Origin of the sequence: Thermocoleostomius sinensis A174, assembly GCF_026802175.1 — a bacterium.
GTDB lineage: Bacteria > Cyanobacteriota > Cyanobacteriia > Elainellales > Elainellaceae > Thermocoleostomius > Thermocoleostomius sinensis.
Genome location: NZ_CP113797.1, coordinates 2,539,336 through 2,563,040, shown reverse-complemented (window position 1 = coordinate 2,563,040; position 23,705 = coordinate 2,539,336). Strand labels below are relative to the sequence as shown.

Genomic DNA, 23,705 nt, shown 5'->3' with positions numbered 1-23,705 from the left:
AAAATCGCGATCGGGTTAATTAAATTTGTAATTCAACTCTAAATTATCTCAGAATTACAGGCGAGAACGTGATTCTTCCTCACTTTAACGTTGATTCTAGAATCCTGATCATGACCAGCGCCCGGCGCAAATTTCTATACTGGGGAAAGAACGCTGTTATATCGCTGTTATATCGCCACAGTCACGCTGGAGAAACCGATGGCTCCTAACTCTGCTATTTTGAAAGCCGTTGAAGCGCTTGATTACCGCGTCACGATTGGGGATGTTGCCTCACAAGCGGGTTTAGATATTAAGATTGCTGAACGAGATTTGCTAGCCTTGGCCTCTGAGGCAGGCGGGCATCTTCAGGTTGCTGAATCGGGGGAAATTGCTTACCGCTTTCCCAAAAATTTTCGCACGATTCTTCGTAATAAGTACTGGCAATTGCGGTTCAAAGAAGCCTGGAGCAAAGTTTGGGGCATTTTGTTTTATCTCATTCGGATTTCCTTTGGCATTTTGCTGATTGCTTCCATTATCCTGATTTCGATCGCCATTATTGCAATCATGATTGCTCTTAGTGCTAGCGACAGCGATAGCGGAGGGGGATCAGGTAGTAGAGGGCATTCGGGAGGCGGAGGCGGCTATATGCCGTGGCTTTGGTTTGGCCCCGATTGGTACTGGTTCTTTACTCCAAATTCGCGGCGACGCAGATCATACACCACCCGTCGTGCGCCAGGGCAATCAGCCGAAACAAACCTAAATTTTCTAGAAGGCATCTACTCTTTCTTGTTTGGTGACGGCAACCCCAATGCCAATTTGGAAGAGCGCCGCTGGCAGACAATCGCGACAGTCATTCGTAACAATGGTGGCGTCGCGGTGGCAGAACAAATTATGCCTTACTTGGATACAGTTAAGCAGGGCACCTTTCAGGATCAAGACGACGCTATGCTGCCAGTCTTATCTCACTTTAATGGACGCCCTGAAGTTAGCCCAACCGGACAGATCATCTATCATTTTCCAGAATTGCAAGTTACGGCTGCTCAGCGAAAACCACAACCTGTTGCTGCCTATTTGCGCGAGTTACCGTGGCGCTTTAGCCAAGCCAGTAGTGGTCAAGTGATTGGCGCGATCGGGCTGGGGGGGGGTAATTTAATTGGTGCGTTGGTGCTGGCTCGGCTATTGGGCGATGGGGCGATCGCGGCTGAATTGGGTGGTTTAGTCGCGTTTGTTTCAGGAATCTACTGGATTCTGCTCGCCTATGGCATTGCGTTTTTAGCGATTCCTCTAGTTCGCTATTTTTGGATTCAGTGGCGGAATCGGGCGATCGAAGCTCGTAATCAGCAGCGGCAGGAGCGAGCCGTCGTTTTGAGTCAGGCGGGTGATGAGGTGAAACAAAAAATTGCCTTTGCGCGACAGTTTGTAGCAACTACCGTAATTGATGAAGCGAATTTAGCGTATACAACTGAGCGAGATTTAACAGAACAGGAATTGCAGCAAGCGGATGCAATTGATGAGGAGTGGCAACGTCGTTTGAGAGAAGCTGATTCGTAGGCAAATGAAGATTGCGAAGCAATGTTTTAGATAAAGTATTGTCGTCTAATGAAAAATTTGTGAATTTTCTTTGGTTCTATATTTAGCTAACTGTGAAGCCATTGACGAATAGCTTTGTGTCTGCGATAGATATTTATTCTTGCATCAACTCGTACATTGAATCATCTATCCAGATCGCCACTATTCACATCAAGGTTGGTCATCATTTACTGATGCGACAGATACCATCAAGCGATAAACCCGATGGCTACTATCCCAATTGCGACTGTGGCGGTATTATACTGCTAATTCGTAATTGCAGCTTTCACATAGTGGAATAAGATCCGTTTCAAACAGTTGAATGGTTGTTTCATGACCAATGCGACCAAAATCTGGTTCTGGTCCCATCTCCATTTCTACTAGATAAGTCCAGCACCCAGCTTCGCGGTGATGATGTTTGATCGTGCCAATTCCACCGATGAAATAAACTCGTTGTTCTCGGCAGAAGCGAGGAATTGATAGGGAATTTGCTGTCATTCGTTAAACGTCCTTGCCGCATAGGGTACTCTTATTTGTTGTAGCGATCGTGAGACGCTTTGATCTCTATCAAGAGATTTACTTTTGCAAAAACACAATCGGTCAAGAGAAACAGAACCAGTTGAATCAACCATGTTCATAGCGATTCTTGATAGTGTTACATTTGATGACCTGTAATCATTGGCAAAATTCCAGGAATGAATCGACGAGTGTGTCTAACAGACGAACAACAAGCGATCGTTCATCATGATGAAGGAGCGGCTCGTGTATTTGCTGTGGCTGGATCGGGTAAAACTACAGCTATGGTGCATCGCATTCATCGCTTAGTTCAAAATGGCGTTTTTGCTCCAGAGCGAATTCTCGCCGCTTCGTTTAGTCGAGGCACGGTCAACGATTTGCAATCAGCGTTACATCAATGGGATGAATGCCGCTCTGTTAAACCCCAAACTTTGCACAGCCTGAGCTACCAAGTGATTCGTCAAGCTCAAGCACGCGGATACCTACCAATTGTGCAACAACCGATCGCTCCAACCCAAGTTGATCAACAACTATATCGCCAAGTCCTGCGCGAGGCCCGAGCGCAAAATGTTTACTTCAAACAGGAACTGGATGATCTCGATCAAGAAGATTTTTTGTCCTATGTAAGCGGTTGCAAAGGCAAGTTGCATTATGCTGATTTGACCCCGATCAGGTTCCCGATCGATGCACCTCATCGCTACATTGCTCAAGCGGCTGAACCACCTGTTGAGCCGTCCCTTGCTTGGTATCTTGACCTCTATCGCCTGTTTGAAGAAATTCGTCATCAGCACGGCTGGCTGAGTTTTGATGATATGTTGATGACGGGTTGGGAATTGTTAGTACGGTATCCAGATTTATTACATTTTTTTCAACAACGCTTTGACTGTGTGATTGTCGATGAATTTCAGGATGTCAATCGTGCTCAGTTCGCAATCTTGGATTTATTGATTCGCCCTCATGGTAACTATATGGTGGTGGGTGATGATGATCAAACAATTTACGAATGGCGCGGGGCTGAAGTTCGATTTATTCTTAAAGAGTTCGATCGCTATCGTCCTGTGACATACACCATTACGGATAACTTTCGCTGTCAAGCTTCGCAGATTGCCCTTGCCAATGCTGTAATTTGCCACAACCGCAATCGCTACAATAAAGCTCTTAGCCTGACTCAGGGCTTTGATGGTCGCACGCAAATTCACCAAGCGATCGGACCAGAACAACTGGGTCAAAACATTGCTAAACAGGTTAATGGGTTTCTGGCAGCAGGAGTACAACCCAGCGATATTGCTGTGTTGGTGCGGGTCTATGCCCAAACTCCGTACATTGAACAGCATTTGATTCAGTCTACAATTCCCTATTGGGGCAGTGAACTGGTTCCGTTTTATCGTCGTCCAGAAACACTGAATTTCTTAGCATTTGCACATCTAGCGCAATTTGAAGCCCAACAAGCTTTGGAACAAACCGCTACAAAGCTAGATGTAATGGCTTGGGAGGAGGCGTGGAACCGTGTCAAACTGACTCCTCCTTTGCGATATCTCAGCAAAGAACTCAAGGAACAAATTCGTAATTGGGTGCTGTATCGCCACCTGCCACTCAGTCAGGTTTTACTGCTAATTCAAGCAGAGGTAGCCCAGAGTCGCACGATTCATAAACTTACCACGCTGAGTCAATGGCTGGTGTCCGCTTCGCAAGCAGCCTTGGCTCAAACGGTACTGAAAGCGCTGGATACAAGCCTCGGCTACTGCGACTATTTGCGCCATCATAGTGGTTTTAAGGAAACTGGACAGGGTAAAGCGGCTGGCATCGACGCCTTGATTAATTATGCCGGGGGCAAAGGTACGTTGTCAGAGTTCTTGCAACATTTGGTACAGCTTGAGCAACAGTCCGAGCACCATACCCATAATCCTAGTCAGTGCATTCGGTTGACCACGATTCACCAATCGAAGGGGCTGGAATGGCCGATCGTGATTGTGCCGCACTGCAACCAGGGCATTATTCCGTTTGGTGAAAAACTGACCCACGAAGAACTGGAAGAAGAACGACGGTTACTTTATGTGGCCTTGACTCGATCGCAGCGTGAACTGCATCTGCATTTCCTCCAGGAACAGCCTGTATCTCAGTTTCTTCAGGAAGCCAACGCCACTGATATTCTAGAAAAAATTAACCGCCTACAAACCTGTCTCAGTCATGATCCGACGAATTGGCAGGCTCGCGAAGCGGTAGACATTCTGCAAACGATGCTGACCTTGGGGTTGGAACGCTATTTCGATCGATGGTGGAACGTAGATTGGCAGCGCAAACAAACGATCGCAAATACCTTACAATCCTTTTTTGCGGCTGCGCATCATCATCAATTACTGACTTTAATGAAATTGGAGCCGGCCCATATTGCCATCTGGCAGAAGATTGCACCCTTACAACTCGATGAACAGAACCAGCAATGCGATTTCCCAGGACTGGAACATTGGAAACAATCATATCAACCCAAACCTTGACCCCTGTCTTGATAAATGCGGCATCAGATTTTGGGCAGCAAAGCGTTGGTTGACAGGATTAGTCAGAAAAATTTTGACTAAGAGACTTTGAACGATCTATTGAAGCATTTGTGAATTTTTGCGATCGAAGCAAAAGCATGATTTATTTTGAGGTTCTGAGATAAATTAACCGAATCGAGATCCAGCCAACCAGTGGTTGCGACAAATGCTGATCACCGTCTGCAAAACAATCTAATTCCAAGTGATCGATAATCGTAATAGAGACCTAAGTCTTACCATTCCCTATTCCCTGTTTCCTTACCACCCCCTATTTCCATCCAATGAAACTGATTCTACCGATCGACGTTATTGATCTTCTCAAACCGCGCTTGCCTGCCGATGTAGAAGCTGTTTGGGCTGATGCAGACGGCAACCTCAAAGGTGGGGACGCATCCGATGCGGAAATTTATTTTAATGGCTTTTATTTAAAGCAATCTGTTCTGCATCGCGTGCTAGAAGCGGCTCCCAATTTGCGCTGGCAACATACTCCTAGTGCTGGTGTAGATCACATTTTGAAATCAACCAAGTTTTTAGAGCGCCAGATTATCCTTACCAATAGTGCTGGCGTCTATGCCATTCCGATCGCCGAATTTGTGATGATGCTGATTCTTAATCGAGCTAAGCAATTTCCGGCCCTGCGCACGCGCCAAGCCCAACGTCATTGGCATCAGGAGATTGGATTCACGTTTCAAGAACTTGTAGATGCCACGTTACTTATTATCGGGGCAGGTAGCATTGGTCAAGCCATTGCCGATCGGGCGAGTGCTTTTGGAATGCGTGTTTGGGGGTCTCGTAGCCGCCCAGATCCTCTTCCTGCATTTGAACGAGTAGTTGGTCGTGATGAATGGCGATCGGTCTTACCCGAAGCCGACTATGTGGTTGTAGCTACTCCTTTAACGACAGATACCATTGGCATGATCGATGAAGCAGCGTTTCGATCGATGCGCTCAACGGCTTATTTCATCAATATTGCCCGTGGAGCTGTGGTAAATGAACCGGCCCTTTTGACCGCACTGAAAGAAGGATGGATTGCTGGAGCCGGATTGGATACGTTTAGTACTGAACCATTACCCGCAGAAAGTTCCTTTTGGTCGTTGCCAAATGTTGTGATTTCGCCTCACTGCTCCGGGTTTTCACCACAAAACGATCGGCGGTTGGTGGAGTTATTTTTGGATAACCTGACGCGATATCGACAAGGTCAACCGTTGAAGAATGTAGTAGATCGGCAGGTTGGGTATTAAAGGTTGGAGGTTAGGGAGTGGGGATGGGGATTGGGAACAGGAGGAGGTCCAATTTTGTGGATGCGATCGCACACCCGTTTCAGTAATGCAAATTCATGACTAATTGCCAATAGGCCGATGTGATGGGTGCGTATATAGTCGAGAACAGCATGCCAAATTAGCGCTTGAGTGTTGGCATCTAACATAGCGGTCATCTCGTCAGCAATTAGATACTGAGTGGTAGGATTCAGTACCCGCGCCACGGCAATCCGTTGCAATTCGCCGCCGATTAACTCATGAGGATAGCGATCGAGCCACGTTGGAGACACGCCCAACTCCTCTAGTAAGGTCGAGTTGGGGGGCTGTCCTTCCTGGAGAATTTGCCGCACTCGCCAGCGCGGATTAACGGCTAGTTCTGGATTTTGAAAGATTAATTGCACGGGGGAATATCCCTGTAAGGGCAGGGGTTGGTGGTTCCTACGGCATAGAGGGGAAACTGAGTCGGTAAAGGCATATTCAAAGGGTGGTTGAAGAGCACGAGCACGAGACCTACCTCATAAAGCTACTCACGTTCAAACTGATCCCCAACATCAGTGAGATGATAGGTAAAGATCAGAAAAACGAGGTAGGTTCACTGATGTTGCACCGTATCACTTCAGGAAAACCATGAACAATGCAGGGGGGAGGGATAAGCATCCGCGATCGTTGTAATATCGTTGTAATCTTTAGGTTTATTTAATTAGCAGACCCCAAGCAGAGAATACAACGACAGAGACAATGACGCCGATCGCCACATTCGCGATCTTTCAACCGAGGTGGGCAATCTAAGTAAAGAACGCCCTGTATCAACTAATACATTAGTTCATCTACCCTTCCTCTCATCTGTTGCAGTGCGGATGTTGGTTTCCTCAACAGCGTTCTCAGTTCCCTCACCTTCGGATATAGCTAGATTAAATTTCCATGATTAGGCACTACATCAGATCGCATTGTCAGCCGACTCAAACAGTGCATGGGCTGTTAGTTAGTCTAGAGAAACAGGATCAGCGGGTTTTGCTCTTGAGTGGTTTTACACTGCTTGGATTGGTGGGGGTTATTGATTTTTTAACTGGGTATGAGTATTCATTCTCGGTTTTTTATGTGTTACCTATTGCCTTAATCGCTTGGGCATCTAATCAAAGATTAGGTTTTTTAGCTTCTTTGATTGGTGCGGTTATTTGGTTGATTGCTGAATTAATGTCAGGCCGTTCTTATGCCCATCATTCTTCTCCTATCTGGAATACATTGATTCGGTCTAGTTTGTTCTTTACGGTTGTGATTCTATTGACAAAAATAAAAATGTTAATGCAGCGTGAAAGAGAACTAGCTCGCACAGATTATCTAACCTCTGCGGTCAATTCGCGATACTTTAAAGAAATAGCACAATTAGAGATGTACCGGATTCAGCGATATCAGCGTCCGTTCACGATTGTTTACTTCGATTTGGATAATTTCAAGGAAGTGAATGATCAGTTTGGACATTTTGTAGGTGATCAAGTTCTTCAAACTGTTGTCAGTACTATCAAAAAACGAATCCGAAAAACAGATACGATCGCAAGAATGGGGGGCGACGAATTTGTGTTGTTGTTTCCTGAAACGAATGATAAAGCTGCAAAATCACTAACGACTGATCTACAGGGTTATCTTTTAACAGAAATTCAGCGAAACCATTGGTCTATCACATTCAGCATGGGTGTATTGACATGTCAGGCTGCTCCCAATTCAATTGATGAGTTAGTAACAATGGCTGATAATTTGATGTACTCTGCGAAGTCTGATGGTAAAAGTACAATCAAATACGCAACTTACTGGGGTAATCGAGATCACAGAGAATGGCAAACTTGCGTTCCATAATGAACTCTGTAAGTTTGTTTCAAGTATTCGATCGCCCTTGTCATGGGACGGATCAGACGGTTTAATAGACAATCACAGACTGTTTGAATTGCTAGATCGATTGACCAGTTACCAATACTGAATAGCAAGCCGCGATCGGACACGAAGACACCTGGTCTTACAGGTAGTCCTTGGTTGTTTGTGACAAAAAATACAAAAACCTGTTCTGAATACCCTTTAATCTGTCAACACGGTCAAGCAGACTAGTTCTGTCATCTACCAGCTACCTAGCATGTTCATGAGCAATCACTATTCCGTCATCATCGTAGGAGGTGGGCAAGCAGGTTTGTCCATGAGCTATTGCCTAAAAGAACGAGGCATTGACCATCTCATCTTTGAAAAGCACCAAATTGCCCATTCATGGCGCACGTATCGATGGGACTCGTTTTGTCTAGTCACTCCGAATTGGCAATGCCAGCTTCCAAACTATCCCTATTCTGGCGACGATCCCAATGGGTTTATGAAGCGGGATGAAATTGTTCGGTATATTGAGTCCTATGCCGCCTCTTTTGCTCCACCAATTAAAGAAGGCGTGGAGGTACTAGGGGTCAGTAAGGACAAAACGCAAGAGCTTTTTCACGTTGCTACGTCGATCGGGCAGTACACAGCCGAGCAAGTGGTGATTGCAACAGGTGGCTATCATCGTCCTAAGATTCCATCGATTGCAGAACGGCTGCCTGAGGAGGTTGTTCAGCTACACTCTTCGCAGTATAAAAACCCGCAGTCCTTACCCGATCGGGCAGTATTGGTCGTTGGCACGGGACAGTCAGGTTGTCAGATTGCTGAGGATTTGCATCTGGCAGGCAAGCAAGTTCACCTTTGTGTAGGTGGGGCCCCGCGATCGCCCAGACGCTATCGAGGCAAGGATGTGGTTGATTGGCTTGATCAGATGGGATACTACGATCTGTCGATCGATGAACATCCTCAAAAGGAGAAAGTGCGGACAAAAGCTAATCATTATGTCACAGGACGAGACGGCGGCCGCGAAATTGATTTGCGGGAATTTGCCTTGCAGGGAATGCAACTGCATGGGCGGCTGAAAACCATTCATCGAGGAAGATTGGAGTTTTGGGACGATTTGCAACAGAATCTCGATCAAGCCGATGCCGTGGCTGAAAGCATTAAGAACACAATTGATCGGTTTATCGAAACGCATCAGATTGATGCCCCCACCGAGCCGCCCTATCAGCCTGTCTGGCAGCCAGAATCCCCCGCTTTGAGCCTCGCTTTGGACGAGGCCAATATTGGCGCTGTCGTTTGGTGTACGGGCTATCACGCCGATTTTAGCTGGGTTGACGTTCCAGTATTTGATGGCAAAGGCTATCCAGGGCACGATCGCGGTGTCACCTCGGTACGCGGACTGTACTTTTTGGGGCTACCGTGGCTCTACACGTGGGGATCGGGGCGGTTTTCAGGGATTGCCCGAGATGCAACCTATCTAGCAGATTACATTACTACTCGCCAGAAAACGGCACATGCTAACGATTGGAGCATTGTCAATGAGTTTTTGCTGGGATCATAGGATTCCGCTAGCTCAATGGAGCCGCTTTTACCCTTTATCCTGACTCCTCACTTCTAAATGTGAAGGGAACGATCGGTCTTATCCCATCTTTGTAAAACTAAGACTAAACTAGCGAGCAATGTGCAGCAAATCACTGAAGGCACGCTAGGCTGAATAATGACAGCAATGGTTTATTGCATTGCCTATCGCTCGGAATTAATTCCAGCAAAAAATACTGTCCATTATCTAAATAGAACTATGGGACGCCAACTTCGCTTCTTTCATACGCAGGTTGCAGAGGCTCGCATTCTTGAAATGGCTCAAACGTTGGGACTGACTGTATTCCCTACCGGAATTCCTTCCCAATTGGCGCTTGGGTATGCTCAACCACCTCGTGTGCGCATCTTTGCCCAAGAATTCATTCAATTTTCGCGTCCTCGTCCTGAAACGCATAGCGGACAGCTTTACTTCCATCCGTATAAAACTGACATTTCTAAGAAATCACCGCAAATTTGTGATGCCTATGAAACCTTAGTTAAAACTATCAAGAAACAAAGCTATTACTCTCGCGAAAAGGATTTATGGATCTTTAAAGATCTACAAGAGGAATTTGAAGCGATTTTTTATAAAACTCGCTCTAGTGAACCGTCAAAGCGTGTATCGCAATTTCGCCGTTCTAGTTTACCTGGAGTCATTGGCAAAGAAAATTTTGCCGCCAAGTAAGCCGCTAAATAAGCTGCCAGATAAGATTACGAATCAGGGTATACGCTTCACCCTTCTGCATTGTCTTCTGAGCTAACTGCTCTCCTGCTAATTAGAACTCGATCTGAATTCATCAGAAAACTAATCCTCAATCTTGCGCTTGAACAAAAATCGCATCACTAGTTTTTCTAGTTCGATCCAGGTAAACAGCAACACGCTAAACCCTAGACACACAGCTAGTTCCATAGGAGTTAAGTAGTGGGTGCCAAAGAAGTTACGCAGCGGTTCTACATAAACGAGCAGAAGTTGCAGCATGGTGGTTAACCCAACTGCAACTAATAGAAATGGGTTGGAAAGTGGATTGAGTTCTATCGTCATGCGGCTATTCGATCGAATTGCCATGGCATGCCCCATTTGCGACAAACACAGTGTTGTAAACACCATGGTTTTCCAGCGTTGATCTTCAACTCCATAGGTTGTTAAGGTATAGTTGTATCCCCACACCATTAGCGCAATGGTAATGATCGACAATACCACGCCAATCCGAAGAATGTAGGCTCCTAGTCCTCGGGCAAAAATGCTTTCGCTTGGATCATGCGGCGGACGCTTCATCACATTGGGTTCTGCGGGTTCCACGGCGAGCGCTAATGCCGGCAAACCATCGGTGACTAAATTCATCCACAGAATTTGCAAAGGTGTTAGGGGAACCCCTCCTGATGCTACTAGCAAGGGTGAAGCAGCGATCGTCAGTACTTCCCCAATGTTTGATCCCAGGATGTACTTGATGAAGCGGCGAATGTTAGTATACACGACCCGGCCTTCTTCCACGGCCGCCACGATCGTGGCAAAATTATCATCCAACAACACCATGTCACTGGCTTCTTTGCTGACATCTGTGCCTGTGATACCCATGGCGATGCCAATGTCGGCTTGTTTCAAAGCAGGTGCATCGTTGACGCCATCCCCAGTCATTGCCACGATATTGCGACGGCGCTGTAAGGCTTGCACAATGCGTAACTTATGTTCAGGAGCCACCCGTGCATAGACACATACCCGATCAACATGGGCTTCCAATTCCGTAGGACTTGCTTTTTCCAAATCTCGTCCAGTTAAAATTTCGTCGCCGGTTTTTGCAATCCCCAATGCTTCGGCAATGGCACAGGCTGTCAGTTGATGATCGCCCGTAATCATGATGGGATGAATACCCGCCGTACGACAGCGAGCGACTGCCTCTTGCACCTCCGATCGCGGCGCATCCAGCATATCCACCAGACCCAACCACACTAAATCTTGTTCTGCTTCGTCTTCACCCATCTCAGAGGGCAATGTCTCTAGCGGCTTATAGGCCATGCCCAACACGCGCAACCCGCAACTTGCCAACTGATTGTTATGGGATAAGATCCGATCGCGTTGTGCTGATTGCAATGGCTCTATTCGATCGCCCCTTTGCATGTACTGACAGTGCTCTAGGATAAGTTCGGGAGAACCTTTGCAGAAAAGGATGAGGGATGAAGGAGATGAAGAATGAGGAATGATTAACTGAGGAATTATAGTTGTCCTGCTGCTTTCCGCTTTCATTCTTTCTACCACCACACTCATGCGTTTGCGTTCGGAGGTAAACGGAATTTCGGCTACACGTGGTAATTGGAACGCACACTGATCGCGTTGCAGTCCGGCTTTGCCCGCCACGGTCAACAGTGCCCCTTCAGTGGGATCTCCCAAAATCATCCAATCACCTTTTTCTTTTTGTAAGGCAGCATCGTTGCACAAGGCGCAGGCTAGTAATAGCAAATGTAGATCGGGATGATCCTGAACTGTAATGGGGCGATCGGTTGACTTGGAGGAGGTTTCAACCGAGTAAAATTCTCCCTCTGGCGCGTAGCCATCCCCACTGACTCGAAAGGAGCCTGTGATCGGATGCACCGCTTGCACCACCATTTTGTTTTGGGTCAGGGTTCCAGTTTTGTCGGAGCAAATATGGGTAACAGACCCCAGGGTTTCTACGGCGGGCAATTTGCGAATTAGGGCATGACGGCGCACCATTCGCTGAGTTCCCAACGCTAACGTCACGGTGATCACGGCTGGAAGTCCTTCGGGTACAACAGCCACCGCCATGCTCAGAGACACCTCCAACAAGTCTCTGAAATTTTGCCAGCCTGACAGGATTAACCCACCTGCCACCACGATCGCCACCAAAATCAGCGATCCAGTGACAAGAGCTTGGCTCAGTTGGTCCATGCGCTGCTGAAGCGGAGTTGGTTCGGTTTCTACCGTTTGCAGCATCGTGGCAATTTTGCCCAGTTCGGTCTGCATTCCCGTATTGGTCACTAACACCGTACCGCGCCCCTGCACCACTTCTGTTCCTTGAAATACCAGGTTTACTCGATCGCCAATGGCAGTATCTTCTGGCAAGCATATCTGCGGCTGCTTTGTTACTGCCTGAGATTCCCCGGTTAGTGCCGCTTCTCGTACCTGTAAATTAAATGCCTCTAGCAAGCGCCCGTCGGCTGCTACCTGTCCTCCCGTTTCTAGCAACATCAGATCACCCGGAACCAACGCTTCAGCCGCAATTTCGCTAGTTTTGCCATCGCGAATGACTCGTACTCTGGGGGATGACAAGCTTTTGAGGGCCGCCAGAGCTTTTTCGGCACGGCTTTCTTGCACATAGCCCAAAATGCCATTGAGAATGACGATCGCCAAAATTGCCACCGTATCTTTAAAGGGAATGTCGCCGGGTATCGTCTTGGCTCGGAAATCTAGCAGATCTAGCACGCCAGAGATAATGGCCACAGCTATCAGCATGATCAGCATGATGTTTTTAAACTGATCAATCAAAATCGCCCAAGAACTTCGCCCTCCCATGTCTTGGAGTTCATTCGGGCCATACTGGGCTTGCCGTCTGGCAATTTGTTCGGGCATTAATCCCGTTTGTCGATCGCTTTTGAGTACCTCAACTGCCCGATCGGTGTCAACCGTGTACCACAGGATCTGCTCAGGTGGAACATCGTTCATTATGCACTAGCTCCCAGAAAGGGTATAGGAGACAATCGTAGTGGTTGCAAGCAATCCTGTGTTGGCTTTGCAACAGATGGTAAGGTTCGGGGACACTCACCCTTGCGTCTCGGTTCTAGTGCTCTCTACTTGCGTAGGTCTGGAACCTCACCAAACAATAAGTTTCGGGCTGTTAATGTGCAAATCACAGGACACTGTCGAATTTTCGGTCGAGATTTGATGGTAATGGGTGTGTCTTGATGCTACGCCGTTCTCGGATATTTTGTGATCTACTGGAACTAATTAACGACGTTTCCCGATGCTCGCTTACGCCAAAGTTTGATTAACTCATCGGCTCCGCCACTGACCAAAACCTGACCATTGGGGCTGAAGGCAAGGGCATTAATTCCCCAAAAACTTTTTAGTGTGCTAAGCCGATCGCCTGATTCCAAATTCCACAGCTTGATTGTGCTGTCCTCACTACCGCTGGCAAACAAGGGTTGCGTGGGATGAAGGGCCAAACAAGTAACAGGGCGTTTGTGCGCGGCAATCACTTTGCGCTGTTCACCAAATTCCAGATCCCAAAGTTTTACGGTTTTGTCCCAACTGCTGCTCACTAAGGTACGGTTGTTTTGGCTAAGTGCGATCGAACTGATGCGATCGACATGTCCAGTTAATGTTTTAATAAGTTCCTGTGTTTGTACATCCCACAGGCAAATTTTTTTATCATAGCTACTGCTGATTAGGATTCGTCGTTTTGGCACAAAAATCAGAGCACTGATCTGATCAGAATGAACGGTCAAATTAGTAATCAGACGTTCGTGGTATAAATCCCAAATTTGAATCAACCCGTCGCGGCTGCCACAGGCTAATACATAACCTTTTGGATGAAATGAAATGGCAGAAATGCCCCAACCGTGGCTAGGAAGGGTGTAAATTAGCTTGCGTGTGGTTAAATCCCACCATTTGATCGTGCCGTCATCACTGCCGCTGGCCAGGGTTTCGCCATCGGGACTAAAGGCAAGGGTGCTAATGCCTTCGCCATGACCATCCCCCGACCACAGCGATCGTCCAGCAAACAGATGCAGCCGTTCGCCTGTTTCCAAGCTCCAAAACCGAATTGCGTTATCGCTGCTGCCACTTGCCAAAATTCGCCCACCCGGACTGATGGCAAGGGCTGTCACTTCCCCTTCATGGTCTGCCAGCGTTTGTACACATTGCCAGGTTTCTGTCATCGCCGAACGGGAACGGGAACGGATACGGGCAGAGGGCGACGATCGATCGATCGATTCAATAGCAGCAGGCAGGTTGGATTCCAGTCCTAAATCTTGCAGTACTTCGGTAGCATTGCGATAGCGTTGGCTGGTTGCTTTTTCCAGCAGTTTGTCCAAAACCCGCCGCAAGCGTCCACTAATGGGTTTTGGTAAATATTGTTGCCACACCCACCGATCTTCACTAACTGAGTACAAATCGAAGGGGTGCAGCCCTGTCAGTAAGTGAATGCAGGTGATACCCAAGCTGTAGAGATCGCTGGCAAAATCGGCTCGCCCCATTGCCTGTTCTGGAGCCGCATATCCAGCGCTGCCGATGACCGTTCCAGTGCGGGCCAACACGGCTTCGGTAGCATATTTTGAAGCTCCAAAGTCAACCAAGACAAAATGATGACCCTGACGCGGACGAATGATATTTTCTGGTTTAATGTCGCGATGAATCACCTGATAGCTATGCACAAAGCGGATTACAGGCAGCAGATCGGCTAGCAAGTCACGAATGGCCATTTCATTAAACGGCCCTTCCTGCTGTAAAACCGCATCCAAGTTGTCGCCATCGATGTATTCCTGTACTAAGTATTGCGCTTCTGTTTCTTCAAAATGTGCCAGTAATTTCGGAATTTGGGCATGCTCTCCTAAAGCTGCTAGCCGTTCAGCCTCTTGGCGAAACCGATCGATCCTCTCAGCCTTGGCAACCGACCCACGCGGTAACAGTTGTTTAATTACACACCGCGAAGGTGATGGACTTAAATCTTGAGTAGAGTCCTGCACTTCGTCGATCGCCAAAAATGTGCGCCCAAACCCTCCTTGTCCCAGAAGCTTAACCGCACGATAGCGATTGCCCAACCGCAACATTGCTCCACAAGCTTGACAGAAATTGGCGTTGTCAGGATTTTCAGGCTGAGAACAGGTTGGATTGAGGCAATAACTCATGAGGTACGTGCGATTGGAGACTCTTTCCCAATCCTAGCGACTGATTCCCCAACCCCCAATCCCTAACCCCCGATCGCCATTGAAGGTCGATGCTGGCTCCAGGGTTGCACCGCTTCTAGTTGAGCCGCTAGAGCAATGATCGTCGCTTCATCGGCTGGCCGTCCCACTAGCTGAACCCCCATCGGCAATCCGTCAGGAGTAAACCCAGTAGGAATAGCAACAGCAGGTAACCCGGTTGCGTTGGCTAGGGGACACGGCGCAATCCACTGAATGACTTTCTCTAACGTTGCTGCTGGACTCAGATCAGCCCACTCACCGACACGAATGGCAGGATGCAAATAGACCGGCAACAACACTGCATCATAGCGATCGAGGAAGGCTACCAGTCGCCGCGATAGCACTTGCATTGCCCACAGAGCTTTTTGATAATCTCCACTGCTGTCTGCTTGGTCATAGAGCCAGCGATTGAACGGTTGTAGGGCTTCTGGTGGTAACCCTAGAGCTTTTACACTGGTACGCCAGATCAGCGTGAACGGTTCCACCAATCCGGTACAGTCTGGACCCTCTGGCTCTAGGTGATGGCCCAAATTCTCTAGTTGCTGGGCAGTGGCAAGTACGGCTTGCTGGCAGATGGAATTAGCTTCGCCCACGGGCGGCATTCCGGTGGCAAAGGCAATGCGGTGCGATCGAAGGCTCTGTTGTTGGGCGTGTAGGGCCACTGTGGCAAATGGAATCTCTGGATCGGGCAACCAGTAGGGATCACCGGTGACATAGCCTGACATCACATCCAGTAAGGCGGCTGCATCTGCCACCGTTCGGCCCAGGCTACCATTGACACTGGCTCCCCCCAACGCATCTCCGATCGGCGCATAGGAAACCCGCCCCCGCGCTGGTTTCAGTCCCACCACACCACAGCAGAAAGCGGGCCCTCGAATGGAGCCACCCCCGTCTGAGGCATGGGCCACCGAAGATAGCCCCGCCGCCACGGCTGCCGCCGCCCCACCACTAGACCCACCGGGCGTATAATCTAGATGCCAGGGATTACGAGCCGGAGGAAATCCTTGAGGTTCGGTGTAGGGCAGAGTGGCCAGTTCGGGAACCGCCGTTTTACCCAAAATTACAAATCCAGCCTGCTTGATTCGCGTGACCACGGCATCATCGTAAGCGGCAATATTGTTACGCAAAACTGGGCTACCTAAGGTAGAAGGCAGTCCGGCAACGGAGTTGAGATCTTTGATGGAGAGTGGCACGCCCCAAAATGGCGGTAATTCTGCCGCTGTGCCCGCTAACTGCTCGGTTTTGGCACGGGCGTCTGCTAGGGCTGGGTCAACCGCGACTGTGAAATAACAACCCAATTGGGGATTGAGTTGTTCAATGCGCGATAAGTAAAGCTGCGTTAGTTCTAGCGGAGAGATTTCTTTGCGCCGAATTAATTCAGCCTGTTCTAGGGCAGATGTAAAGGCCAAATCTGTTGGGTTCATGCTACTCTCCCGGACGATCGCTGCAATCAATGCCCTTTATCCTAACGACAAATGGCGATCGGATCTTAACGGCGGTTTCTGATCGGAACAGGTTGATTGTGATCCCCATTCCTTGTCATGCGGCATCGGATTCACTCCACTGCCAGCGGCTCCTCCCCCTTGGCAAGAGGAGGTTGGGAGGGGTTGGCATGCGGTGCAACTGGATAGAGCATGGGTATGAACTAGTTAGCTATTGTGGCGATCGGAATCCATTGGGTAGCTCTTGAGGATGGGGCTGGCGCGGCATCGGTTGCCCCTGCGGTGTGGGTGGGCGTTGCGCGACGGCAGATTGGACGGCAGCATGCGCTGTGGGCTGGGCTGGCTTGGCTCGTTCCGGGAAGGCACATTCCACTGTGATCGATAGGTTGCAGTCTACTGTTCCCGTGGCAATATAAGGAACGCCGCCTTCCCCACTGAGGTTGACGCCAAATTCCAGCGTTACTTTTTCAACATTGGCCAAGGCTGCATCGCGGAAAGCGTTCAGCGTATATTTTGTGTACGCTCTAATTGTGCTTTCGATCGCTTGAAAGTTTTGAGCGACCTGTGCCGCTGGTTTATCCATCCAGCCTTTTTGTCCACCGCGAGTTTGTTCTTCGCCTTCCACCATGACCGATGAAACTTCGACGTCGTCATTTGCTTCAATGTAAATGATGGTATCTTCATCAATTTGCACAGGTTGAAGTTTCTTGCTCATACCCTTCGTTTTACAACTTTCACATATTGGCTATCCGAGGATACGTCAGCGCTTTCTGGTTCGGCACGGGTCTGTGACCCCTCACCGAATATGGTTTTTTGTGAAGCTCTCATTCCTAGAGATGGGGTGATGGTTGTCTTTCAGACGGTAAGTTTGTTATTTAGCCGCATCTTAACCGCATCGCCATCCTAATCATTATCCTAATCATTCATGGTGTGGCTAGAAAACACGTAGATTCGCTGTGTTTCTAGAGATTCACACAGTTGGGACGGTTTGACCGTATCGGCTTGGGCGGGTTGATCGAGGTGAAAAATTTGGCGATCGAGTTGCACTTGCAAATTCGTGAAGGGATCGCTGCCACTTGAAACCAGAAACTCTAGTTGCTGCACCGCCGACCAATCAGACAGGGTATCCAAGATCTCACCGATCGCCTGTAGATAGGGATGATTGCATTGATTGTACCAATTGAGCGGAGCCACATCCGGTTGGTCGAATCCTAAGTGAAACACCAGTGATGATTCTCCAAATAGTGCCAACGCTAGTAATCGAGCTTCTTCTTGCAGCAGTAAGTCATGGCGTTTGGCCAGATGTCGGATTTTTTCTAGCCGCTCATACCGTTCAGACAAAGGCGGGTGATCGTTCCATTGAATGGCGACGGTGACAAGATAGGTACGCAGCAGCAAGTGTCCCAGTTTTTCGGCTTTGGCAGCCAGATAATTGACGTTATAAGAGGTGGCCTCAATCAGCAACGGTACGCGATCGACCATTTCTAGCCCATACCCCTTTAGTCCGGCAATCTTACGCGGATTATTGGTAATGAGGCAGAATTTTTCTACGCCTACATCTTTCAGAATCTGGGCCCCCATGCCATAGTTGCGTTGATCGGCCGGAAAGCCCAAGCGTTCGTTTGCTTCTACCGTATCTAGCCCCATATCTTGCAGCGAATAGGCCTTAAGCTTGTTCACTAGCCCGATACCCCGCCCTTCTTGTCGCAGATACACCACCACCCCTTCTCCCGCATTTTCAATCATTTTCAAGGCGGCTTGAAGCTGCATTCGACAATCACATCGCAGTGAGCCTAGAGCATCCCCAGTCAAGCATTCGGAGTGCACCCGCACCATCACAGTTTTGTGCTTAAAAGTAGCCGGATCGCCCTTGACGATCGCCAAATGTTCAGAATTATCCAATAGGTTGCGGTAGGCATAAACCTGAAAGTGACCAAACTGGGTTGGTAAGGCTGCCACTGCCTCGCGGCGAATAAACCGCTCATGCTGAAGCCGATAGCTAATTAAGTCAGCAATGCTAATGATTTTAAGCTGATGATGTTTGGCATAGGTAATCAATTCTGGCAATCTCGCCATCGAGCCATCCGGATTTTGAATCTCGCAGATGACCGCTGCTGGGTATAATCCGGCTAACCGCGCCAAGTCAACGCCAGCTTCGGTGTGTCCGGCCCGTTTCAAAACGCCGCCGTCTTTGGCCCGCAGCGGAAAGATGTGGCCAGGACGCCGCAGATCGCTGGGTTTGGTGTTGGGATTAAGGGTTAACTGAATGGTCCTAGCTCGATCTTCGGCCGAGATTCCTGTCGTTACACCGAGATGATAGGCTCCATCAATACTGACGGTGAAGGCCGTTTGTTCATTGCTGTCTTCATAGCTGCGCGTACTGACCATCAGCGGCAAATCTAGTTGATCTAAGCGATCGCCCGTCATCGCCAAGCAAATTAATCCCCGCGCTTCTACTGCCATGAAATTGATCATATCGGGGGTGGCGAATTGGGCTGCGCAGATGACATCGCCTTCATTTTCGCGATTTTCATCATCGACGACGACAATCGCCTTGCCAGCTTTTAAATCATCTAAAGCCGCTGCGATCGAATCGAACTTAAAGGTCAAGTTTTGGGCTGAGGGCCCATCCTCGTGTTGAAGCGGTTCCACGGACATTTTCCCTAACGAAATGTGAACTTTTTTAAAGCTCCTTGCCTTGATTCTATCTCGTTTAGGTTGGTTACATTGGTAACTGGTCAACTCGTTTTGGAGTGGCAACACAGGCTACCTTTGCCACCAAAATCTTAGTATTACAATGCAGCTTTGATAAAGACCACTTTAGTCAATGCAACTTTATGGACGCAACAAACTAAGTTCCCTTATTGTATTTCTACGAGCTTGGAGTGATAAGGCATCATGGGTGATTCAGACCGCGTGCCAGTTGGAATTGTAGGGGCGTCAGGCTATGGAGGCGTGCAGCTTGTTCGCCTCTTGCAAGACCACCCCAAGCTTGATCTTGCCTATATGGGCGGTGATAGCAGTGCCGGAAAGCCATTTTCCGATCTTTATCCGCATTTGGCCAATCGCACGGATTTAATGATTGAAGCGATCGATCTCAATGTCATTGGCGATCGCTGTCAGGCAGTGTTTTTGTCGCTTCCGAATGGGCTGGCTTGCGATATGGCTCCGAGTCTGCTAGAGAAAGGCTGCAAAGTACTCGATCTCTCAGCTGACTACCGATTCAGCAACCTAGAAACCTACGAAGCTTGGTATGGCAAGCGGCGCACTGATCAGGCGATCGCGGAAACGGCCGTGTATGGGTTGCCGGAACTGTACCGCGATCGGATTGCGACGGCTCAGTTAGTCGGCTGTCCGGGGTGTCATTGCACCGCTAGCTTATTAGCCCTGTCGCCCCTGCTGAAACAAGGCTTAATTATTCCGGAATCAGCGGTGATTGACTCCAAAACTGGAACTTCTGGCGGCGGACGCAAGGCGGCGGTTAATATGCTACTGGCCGAAGCGGATCAATCGGTTGGGGCCTACAACGTGGCTCGCCATCGCCACACACCTGAAATTGAACAAATTTGCAGCGATTTAGCTGGTCACGAAGTCTTGGTGCAGTTCACGCCCCACCTGATCCCAATGGTGCGCGGCATTTTGTCTACGGTTTATGCCACACTGCGCGATCCGGGCTTGGTGCGGGATGATTTACTCACTATCTATCAAGCCTTTTATCGATCGTCTCCTTGGGTGAAGATTCTACCGAGCGGCATTTATCCTCAAACCAAATGGGCTACCGGAACCAACCTTTGTTATATCGGTATTGAAGTTGATCCGCGCACCGATCGGGTGATTGTTATGTCGGCGATCGACAATTTGATGAAAGGGCAAGCCAGCCAAGCGATTCAGTGCCTCAATATTATGATGGGCTGGGACGAAACGTTGGGATTACCACAGTTGGGATTTTATCCATAGGAGGTAATGGGTCATCGGTCATTGGTTCTCTTTCTGCCGATTAGCCAATACCCATCACCTTTTACCCATTCCTCCCTTAAGTAAAAATCGACAGTACTCCTTGCGGCTTCACTGTATAAAGCGTACGGCGCTGCAATCCTTCTCGCTCTAAAATGACATTTGCAGCCAACAATCCGCTGCTGATGGCGCGTTCCATCAACCCACAGGGAAAGGGCATTTTCACCCAGTCTCCGGCGAACAACAGGTTGGCAACTGGAGTATTTGTCTCTGGGCGATCGGCATAGCTACCTGGTGGATAACCCGAAAAGTTTTTCTGATTTACCAGTTCTCGATGTAGGACAGTGGCTCCTCGCAGTTCGGGGACAACTTCGTATAATTCCTGTTCAAAGGTTTGTAGCAAGGATGCTTGGGTGGGGAACTCTTTTTCCTTGTAGCAATAGGCATGGAGTTCTACCACGCTGCCGCCGGTTCGTTCGGCCCAAGCGATGTAATCATCCTGAATGCGGTGATAGAGGGTGATGCTGTCGGTGAGACGGTAGCCAGACAAGGAGGTAAAATTGCTGTTTTGCCAAGGAAAGTCGCGATCGAACCAGAAGCGAGCAACAGCAAACGGATCGGCAACGGTAAGATTGGCGACCTGCTGCTGCACGTCGGGCTGTACGTCTCCGGTGGCGCGGCTAAAGATTTGCTGTAAGCCGGGAACATCAGTGGCAAAGACATAGTAATCGGCTTGGAGAGTTTCGCGAACTGTAGTCTCAGGTACCGCCGCGACTAGTTGCAGGCGATCGGCTTGGTGTTGAGCTATACGGAACCGTGCTAAATCTCGTTTGGCTGGACCGCGCTGCACTCGTCCATCGGCATCAAACACGGCTCCATGACACGGACAATGAAACGAGCCGTCTGCTTGAGGTTGCACTGTACAGCCTTGATGCGTACAGGTCAGCGACAGGGCTTCTTGGCGATCTTCGCGCACGGCATAGACTTCGTCTCCGGCTCCGTAATAGCGCACTGGGTGGTTCTCTTGATTAAGGACGGGACTGACGGTTGTCCAAAAGGGAACGGCTGGTTGAGTGCCTCGATCGTAGGTTAGGGATGCAATTTGTCCGTCCTGCCAGCGCAGATCGCGAATGGTCGTATCTGTGAGAATTCGCCCGCCGTTGTTGAGGATGGATTGGGCGATCGGCGCAACTAAGCTGGTACCCATATCTTGGCGCGTACCGCGGAATGCTAGTCCTTCTGGGTTGCCAAAAAAGTAGAAGTGGAAAAACTGCATCAGTTCGGCCGCACTCAGTACGTCGGGTGCATTCAGGCTGGATTTGGCAAAGGGCAAGAAGTACAAATCGTATAGCCCTTTGGGAAAATCGTGCTGCACCCAGTCTGCGACCGAGATTTGATCGAGCCGATCATAGCTTCTACGGGGATGGAAGCCTGTAATTTCGCGAAAGACTTGCCAGTGTCCTTGATTGATGAGGTTCAATCCCCATTTCAACCGGTTGCCCGACGAAACGGCTAAATCAACGATATTCCAGGGGAAAGCAGAATGACTAGGTCGAAATACTTCTGGACGATAGCGATCGCCGCGATACACGACTGAGTAAAAATCTAGCGATAAAAAATTAGCCTGAATATCTAGTTCATCCACCAATCCCCATAGGTTGTAGTACTGCGGGAAGAAGCCGTGAAAGCCGTGCTCCATGCGAAACGACTCATCTCCAACCTGAATTGGCCAACTGGCAATTTTGCCGCCTAGCTGCGGCGATCGTTCTAGCAGCGTCACTTGAAACCCACGCTGGCTTAGCTCGTAGGCGGTGGCCAACCCAGCCAACCCCCCTCCCACAACGGCTACTTGGCGCGATTGGCTCAACGCTCTGGGTAAGGATAAGACATCTTGATTAAAAACGGCGGGCTGGGGCTTGGCCAGCCGAGAGTAGCTTAAAAATCCAACGCCTGCGCCAATTCCCATTAACTTCAGGGCTGCGCGGCGGGAAATATGCGGAAGAGAACTCAGTAACAAAGTCATGTATTCGTCGGTTGCGGTTCCATCCTGACGGTATGCCGAAAATCCTACGAGACCGAAAATATTTTGTAATTTTTTAGGAATGGGGCGATCGGCTGCGATTATACCGTCCTTGTCATCTTCTACACTCCCTGATTGAACAGGTCAGGGTGTTCAGACAAGAGGTTAGACCCAAAACCTTTCAGGATGTTTCCTAATCTCAATGCAGCTTTCTAGGCTAGCTCTGCTATGCCCTGCCACGTATGATGGATTGAATGACGGTTGAGTCAAGTTGTGACATGGTTGCTGCATGGAGAAGCTGACCTTGATGAAATATTGGCGTGAAACGTTGGCGGTTGCCCGGCGCATTCTAATCGAGTTGGGACGCCGTCGCCGCAGCCTGATCTTTTGGGGCATTTTTCCGGTGCTGATATTGCTGCTGAATGGGCTGATTCTGGCCGAGCGAGCTAATTTAGACACGGCAACTGCGTTTGAGCAAGCAACTCCGGCAACATTAGTGGGTGCTGCGTTATTCTTCAGTTGTTTGGGTGGTAGCGTGTCCACTGTCGTTTCTGAACGGGAACAGCATACTCTCAAGCGGTTATTTATTTCACCGTTAAGTGGGGTGTCGTACTTTTTGGGGATTTTTTTGGCGCACAGTGCAATTGGGTTGGGGCAAACGCTGCTGGTGGGCACGATCGCTGTTGGGCAAGGAGCCGAGTTCTCTGGTTGGTGGCTGAGTGGACTGATTATTTTGCTCAGCATTCTGGCCTATGTGGGGGTTGGCTTCATTTTAGGAACGCAATTTGCGCGGCGCACTGAAGATGTGAATGCACTGGTGGCGGCGTTTGGCGTACCGTTGCTGATTCTGGGAGGGGCGTTTTTGCCAGCGTCACTGTTTCCTGATAATTTGCTGCAACTGGCACAATTCAACCCCATTTATCACATGAATGAGGCTTTATTGGGAGTGGCAGCAAATGGGGAAGCCTTGGCAGATGTTGCCGAGCATTTTTGGTTTTTAGTGGGGTTTGCGGGGTTCATGGTGGCTGGTGGCTGGTGGTCTTACTATCGGATGCTGCAAGTGGAAAGGAGATTGTAAATTAGGAGA

Annotated in this window: 16 protein-coding genes; 8 read left to right on the top strand and 8 right to left on the bottom strand. The window is 48.9% G+C overall.

All coding sequences use genetic code 11. The features are described from left to right. The first annotated feature begins 198 nt into the window (after nucleotides 1-198). Nucleotides 199-1,530 (top strand): hypothetical protein, encoded by a 1,332-nt coding sequence (locus OXH18_RS11030; RefSeq protein WP_268612835.1) that lies wholly within the window; start codon nucleotides 199-201, stop codon nucleotides 1,528-1,530. A 276-nt stretch (nucleotides 1,531-1,806) separates the two neighbouring features. On the opposite strand, the gene OXH18_RS11025 is transcribed toward OXH18_RS11030, so the two are convergent. Then, a complete protein-coding gene (locus OXH18_RS11025) occupies nucleotides 1,807-2,046 on the bottom strand; it encodes a hypothetical protein (RefSeq protein ID WP_268612834.1) in 240 nt (79 codons plus the stop codon). 197 nt (nucleotides 2,047-2,243) lie between these two features. Here OXH18_RS11025 and OXH18_RS11020 point away from each other — a divergent pair, with 197 nt between their 5' ends. Both OXH18_RS11020 and OXH18_RS11015 read left to right on the top strand, forming a co-directional pair. After that, a complete protein-coding gene (locus OXH18_RS11020; RefSeq protein ID WP_268612833.1) occupies nucleotides 2,244-4,559 on the top strand; it encodes an ATP-dependent helicase in 2,316 nt (771 codons plus the stop codon). 320 nt (nucleotides 4,560-4,879) lie between these two features. Then, nucleotides 4,880-5,839: a D-2-hydroxyacid dehydrogenase gene (locus OXH18_RS11015; protein WP_268612832.1), complete on the top strand. Its 960-nt coding sequence runs from the start codon at nucleotides 4,880-4,882 to the stop codon at nucleotides 5,837-5,839. Here the strand turns inward: OXH18_RS11015 and OXH18_RS11010 are convergent. Next, a complete protein-coding gene (locus OXH18_RS11010; protein ID WP_268612831.1) occupies nucleotides 5,836-6,258 on the bottom strand; it encodes an ATP-binding cassette domain-containing protein in 423 nt (140 codons plus the stop codon). The two genes, OXH18_RS11015 and OXH18_RS11010, sit on opposite strands and share 4 nt — an antisense overlap. 616 nt (nucleotides 6,259-6,874) lie before the next feature. On the opposite strand from OXH18_RS11010, the gene OXH18_RS11005 reads away from it, so the two are divergent. The 3 genes from OXH18_RS11005 (at nucleotide 6,875) to OXH18_RS10995 (ending at nucleotide 9,971) form a co-directional block, all read left to right on the top strand. After that, nucleotides 6,875-7,708, top strand: coding sequence for a GGDEF domain-containing protein (locus tag OXH18_RS11005; protein ID WP_268612830.1), 834 nt, complete (start codon nucleotides 6,875-6,877; stop codon nucleotides 7,706-7,708). Between the two features lie 277 nt (nucleotides 7,709-7,985). Continuing rightward, on the top strand, nucleotides 7,986-9,269 hold the full coding sequence (locus OXH18_RS11000; RefSeq protein WP_268612829.1) for an MSMEG_0569 family flavin-dependent oxidoreductase: 1,284 nt from the start codon (nucleotides 7,986-7,988) through the stop codon (nucleotides 9,267-9,269). 237 nt (nucleotides 9,270-9,506) lie between these two features. Then, complete coding sequence (locus tag OXH18_RS10995) at nucleotides 9,507-9,971, top strand: hypothetical protein (protein WP_268612828.1); 465 nt, start codon at nucleotides 9,507-9,509, stop codon at nucleotides 9,969-9,971. Between the two features lie 120 nt (nucleotides 9,972-10,091). Here OXH18_RS10995 and OXH18_RS10990 read toward each other — a convergent pair whose 3' ends face one another. The 5 genes from OXH18_RS10990 to ribBA form a co-directional block, all read right to left on the bottom strand. After that, nucleotides 10,092-12,962 (bottom strand): cation-translocating P-type ATPase, encoded by a 2,871-nt coding sequence (locus OXH18_RS10990; protein ID WP_268612827.1) that lies wholly within the window; start codon nucleotides 12,960-12,962, stop codon nucleotides 10,092-10,094. Nucleotides 12,963-13,240: 278 nt separating this feature from the next. Next, nucleotides 13,241-15,145 carry a WD40 repeat domain-containing serine/threonine-protein kinase gene (locus OXH18_RS10985; RefSeq protein WP_268612826.1) on the bottom strand — a complete coding sequence of 635 codons (1,905 nt, stop codon included), beginning with the start codon at nucleotides 15,143-15,145 and terminating at the stop codon, nucleotides 13,241-13,243. 62 nt (nucleotides 15,146-15,207) lie between these two features. After that, nucleotides 15,208-16,626, bottom strand: a complete 1,419-nt coding sequence (locus tag OXH18_RS10980; protein ID WP_268612825.1) for an amidase — start codon at nucleotides 16,624-16,626, stop codon at nucleotides 15,208-15,210. A 229-nt stretch (nucleotides 16,627-16,855) separates the two neighbouring features. Beyond that, on the bottom strand, nucleotides 16,856-17,359 hold the full coding sequence (locus OXH18_RS10975; protein ID WP_268612824.1) for a CU044_2847 family protein: 504 nt from the start codon (nucleotides 17,357-17,359) through the stop codon (nucleotides 16,856-16,858). A gap of 200 nt (nucleotides 17,360-17,559) precedes the next feature. Then, complete coding sequence (ribBA, locus tag OXH18_RS10970) at nucleotides 17,560-19,296, bottom strand: bifunctional 3,4-dihydroxy-2-butanone-4-phosphate synthase/GTP cyclohydrolase II (protein WP_268612823.1); 1,737 nt, start codon at nucleotides 19,294-19,296, stop codon at nucleotides 17,560-17,562. A gap of 246 nt (nucleotides 19,297-19,542) precedes the next feature. Here ribBA and argC point away from each other — a divergent pair, with 246 nt between their 5' ends. After that, complete coding sequence (gene argC, locus OXH18_RS10965) at nucleotides 19,543-20,601, top strand: N-acetyl-gamma-glutamyl-phosphate reductase (RefSeq protein WP_268612822.1); 1,059 nt, start codon at nucleotides 19,543-19,545, stop codon at nucleotides 20,599-20,601. 76 nt (nucleotides 20,602-20,677) lie between these two features. On the opposite strand, the gene OXH18_RS10960 is transcribed toward argC, so the two are convergent. After that, the gene (locus OXH18_RS10960) at nucleotides 20,678-22,621 is read right to left on the bottom strand and encodes an FAD-dependent oxidoreductase (RefSeq protein WP_268612821.1); all 1,944 of its coding nucleotides are present in this window, start codon (nucleotides 22,619-22,621) and stop codon (nucleotides 20,678-20,680) included. Between the two features lie 304 nt (nucleotides 22,622-22,925). On the opposite strand from OXH18_RS10960, the gene OXH18_RS10955 reads away from it, so the two are divergent. Further along, on the top strand, nucleotides 22,926-23,696 hold the full coding sequence (locus OXH18_RS10955) for an ABC transporter permease (RefSeq protein ID WP_268612820.1): 771 nt from the start codon (nucleotides 22,926-22,928) through the stop codon (nucleotides 23,694-23,696). Nucleotides 23,697-23,705 lie beyond the last annotated feature (9 nt).

Coding starts and splice junctions, on each gene's coding strand:
- OXH18_RS11030 (WP_268612835.1), top strand. CDS start 199: ATGGCTCCTAACTCTGCTATTTTGAAAGCCGTTGAAGCGCTTGATTAC.
- OXH18_RS11000 (WP_268612829.1), top strand. CDS start 7,986: ATGAGCAATCACTATTCCGTCATCATCGTAGGAGGTGGGCAAGCAGGT.
- OXH18_RS11020 (WP_268612833.1), top strand. CDS start 2,244: ATGAATCGACGAGTGTGTCTAACAGACGAACAACAAGCGATCGTTCAT.
- OXH18_RS10975 (WP_268612824.1), bottom strand. CDS start 17,359: ATGAGCAAGAAACTTCAACCTGTGCAAATTGATGAAGATACCATCATT.
- OXH18_RS10995 (WP_268612828.1), top strand. CDS start 9,507: ATGGGACGCCAACTTCGCTTCTTTCATACGCAGGTTGCAGAGGCTCGC.
- OXH18_RS10980 (WP_268612825.1), bottom strand. CDS start 16,626: ATGAACCCAACAGATTTGGCCTTTACATCTGCCCTAGAACAGGCTGAA.
- OXH18_RS11015 (WP_268612832.1), top strand. CDS start 4,880: ATGAAACTGATTCTACCGATCGACGTTATTGATCTTCTCAAACCGCGC.
- OXH18_RS10985 (WP_268612826.1), bottom strand. CDS start 15,145: ATGAGTTATTGCCTCAATCCAACCTGTTCTCAGCCTGAAAATCCTGAC.
- OXH18_RS11025 (WP_268612834.1), bottom strand. CDS start 2,046: ATGACAGCAAATTCCCTATCAATTCCTCGCTTCTGCCGAGAACAACGA.
- OXH18_RS10990 (WP_268612827.1), bottom strand. CDS start 12,962: ATGAACGATGTTCCACCTGAGCAGATCCTGTGGTACACGGTTGACACC.
- OXH18_RS10960 (WP_268612821.1), bottom strand. CDS start 22,621: ATGACTTTGTTACTGAGTTCTCTTCCGCATATTTCCCGCCGCGCAGCC.
- argC (WP_268612822.1), top strand. CDS start 19,543: ATGGGTGATTCAGACCGCGTGCCAGTTGGAATTGTAGGGGCGTCAGGC.
- OXH18_RS10955 (WP_268612820.1), top strand. CDS start 22,926: ATGAAATATTGGCGTGAAACGTTGGCGGTTGCCCGGCGCATTCTAATC.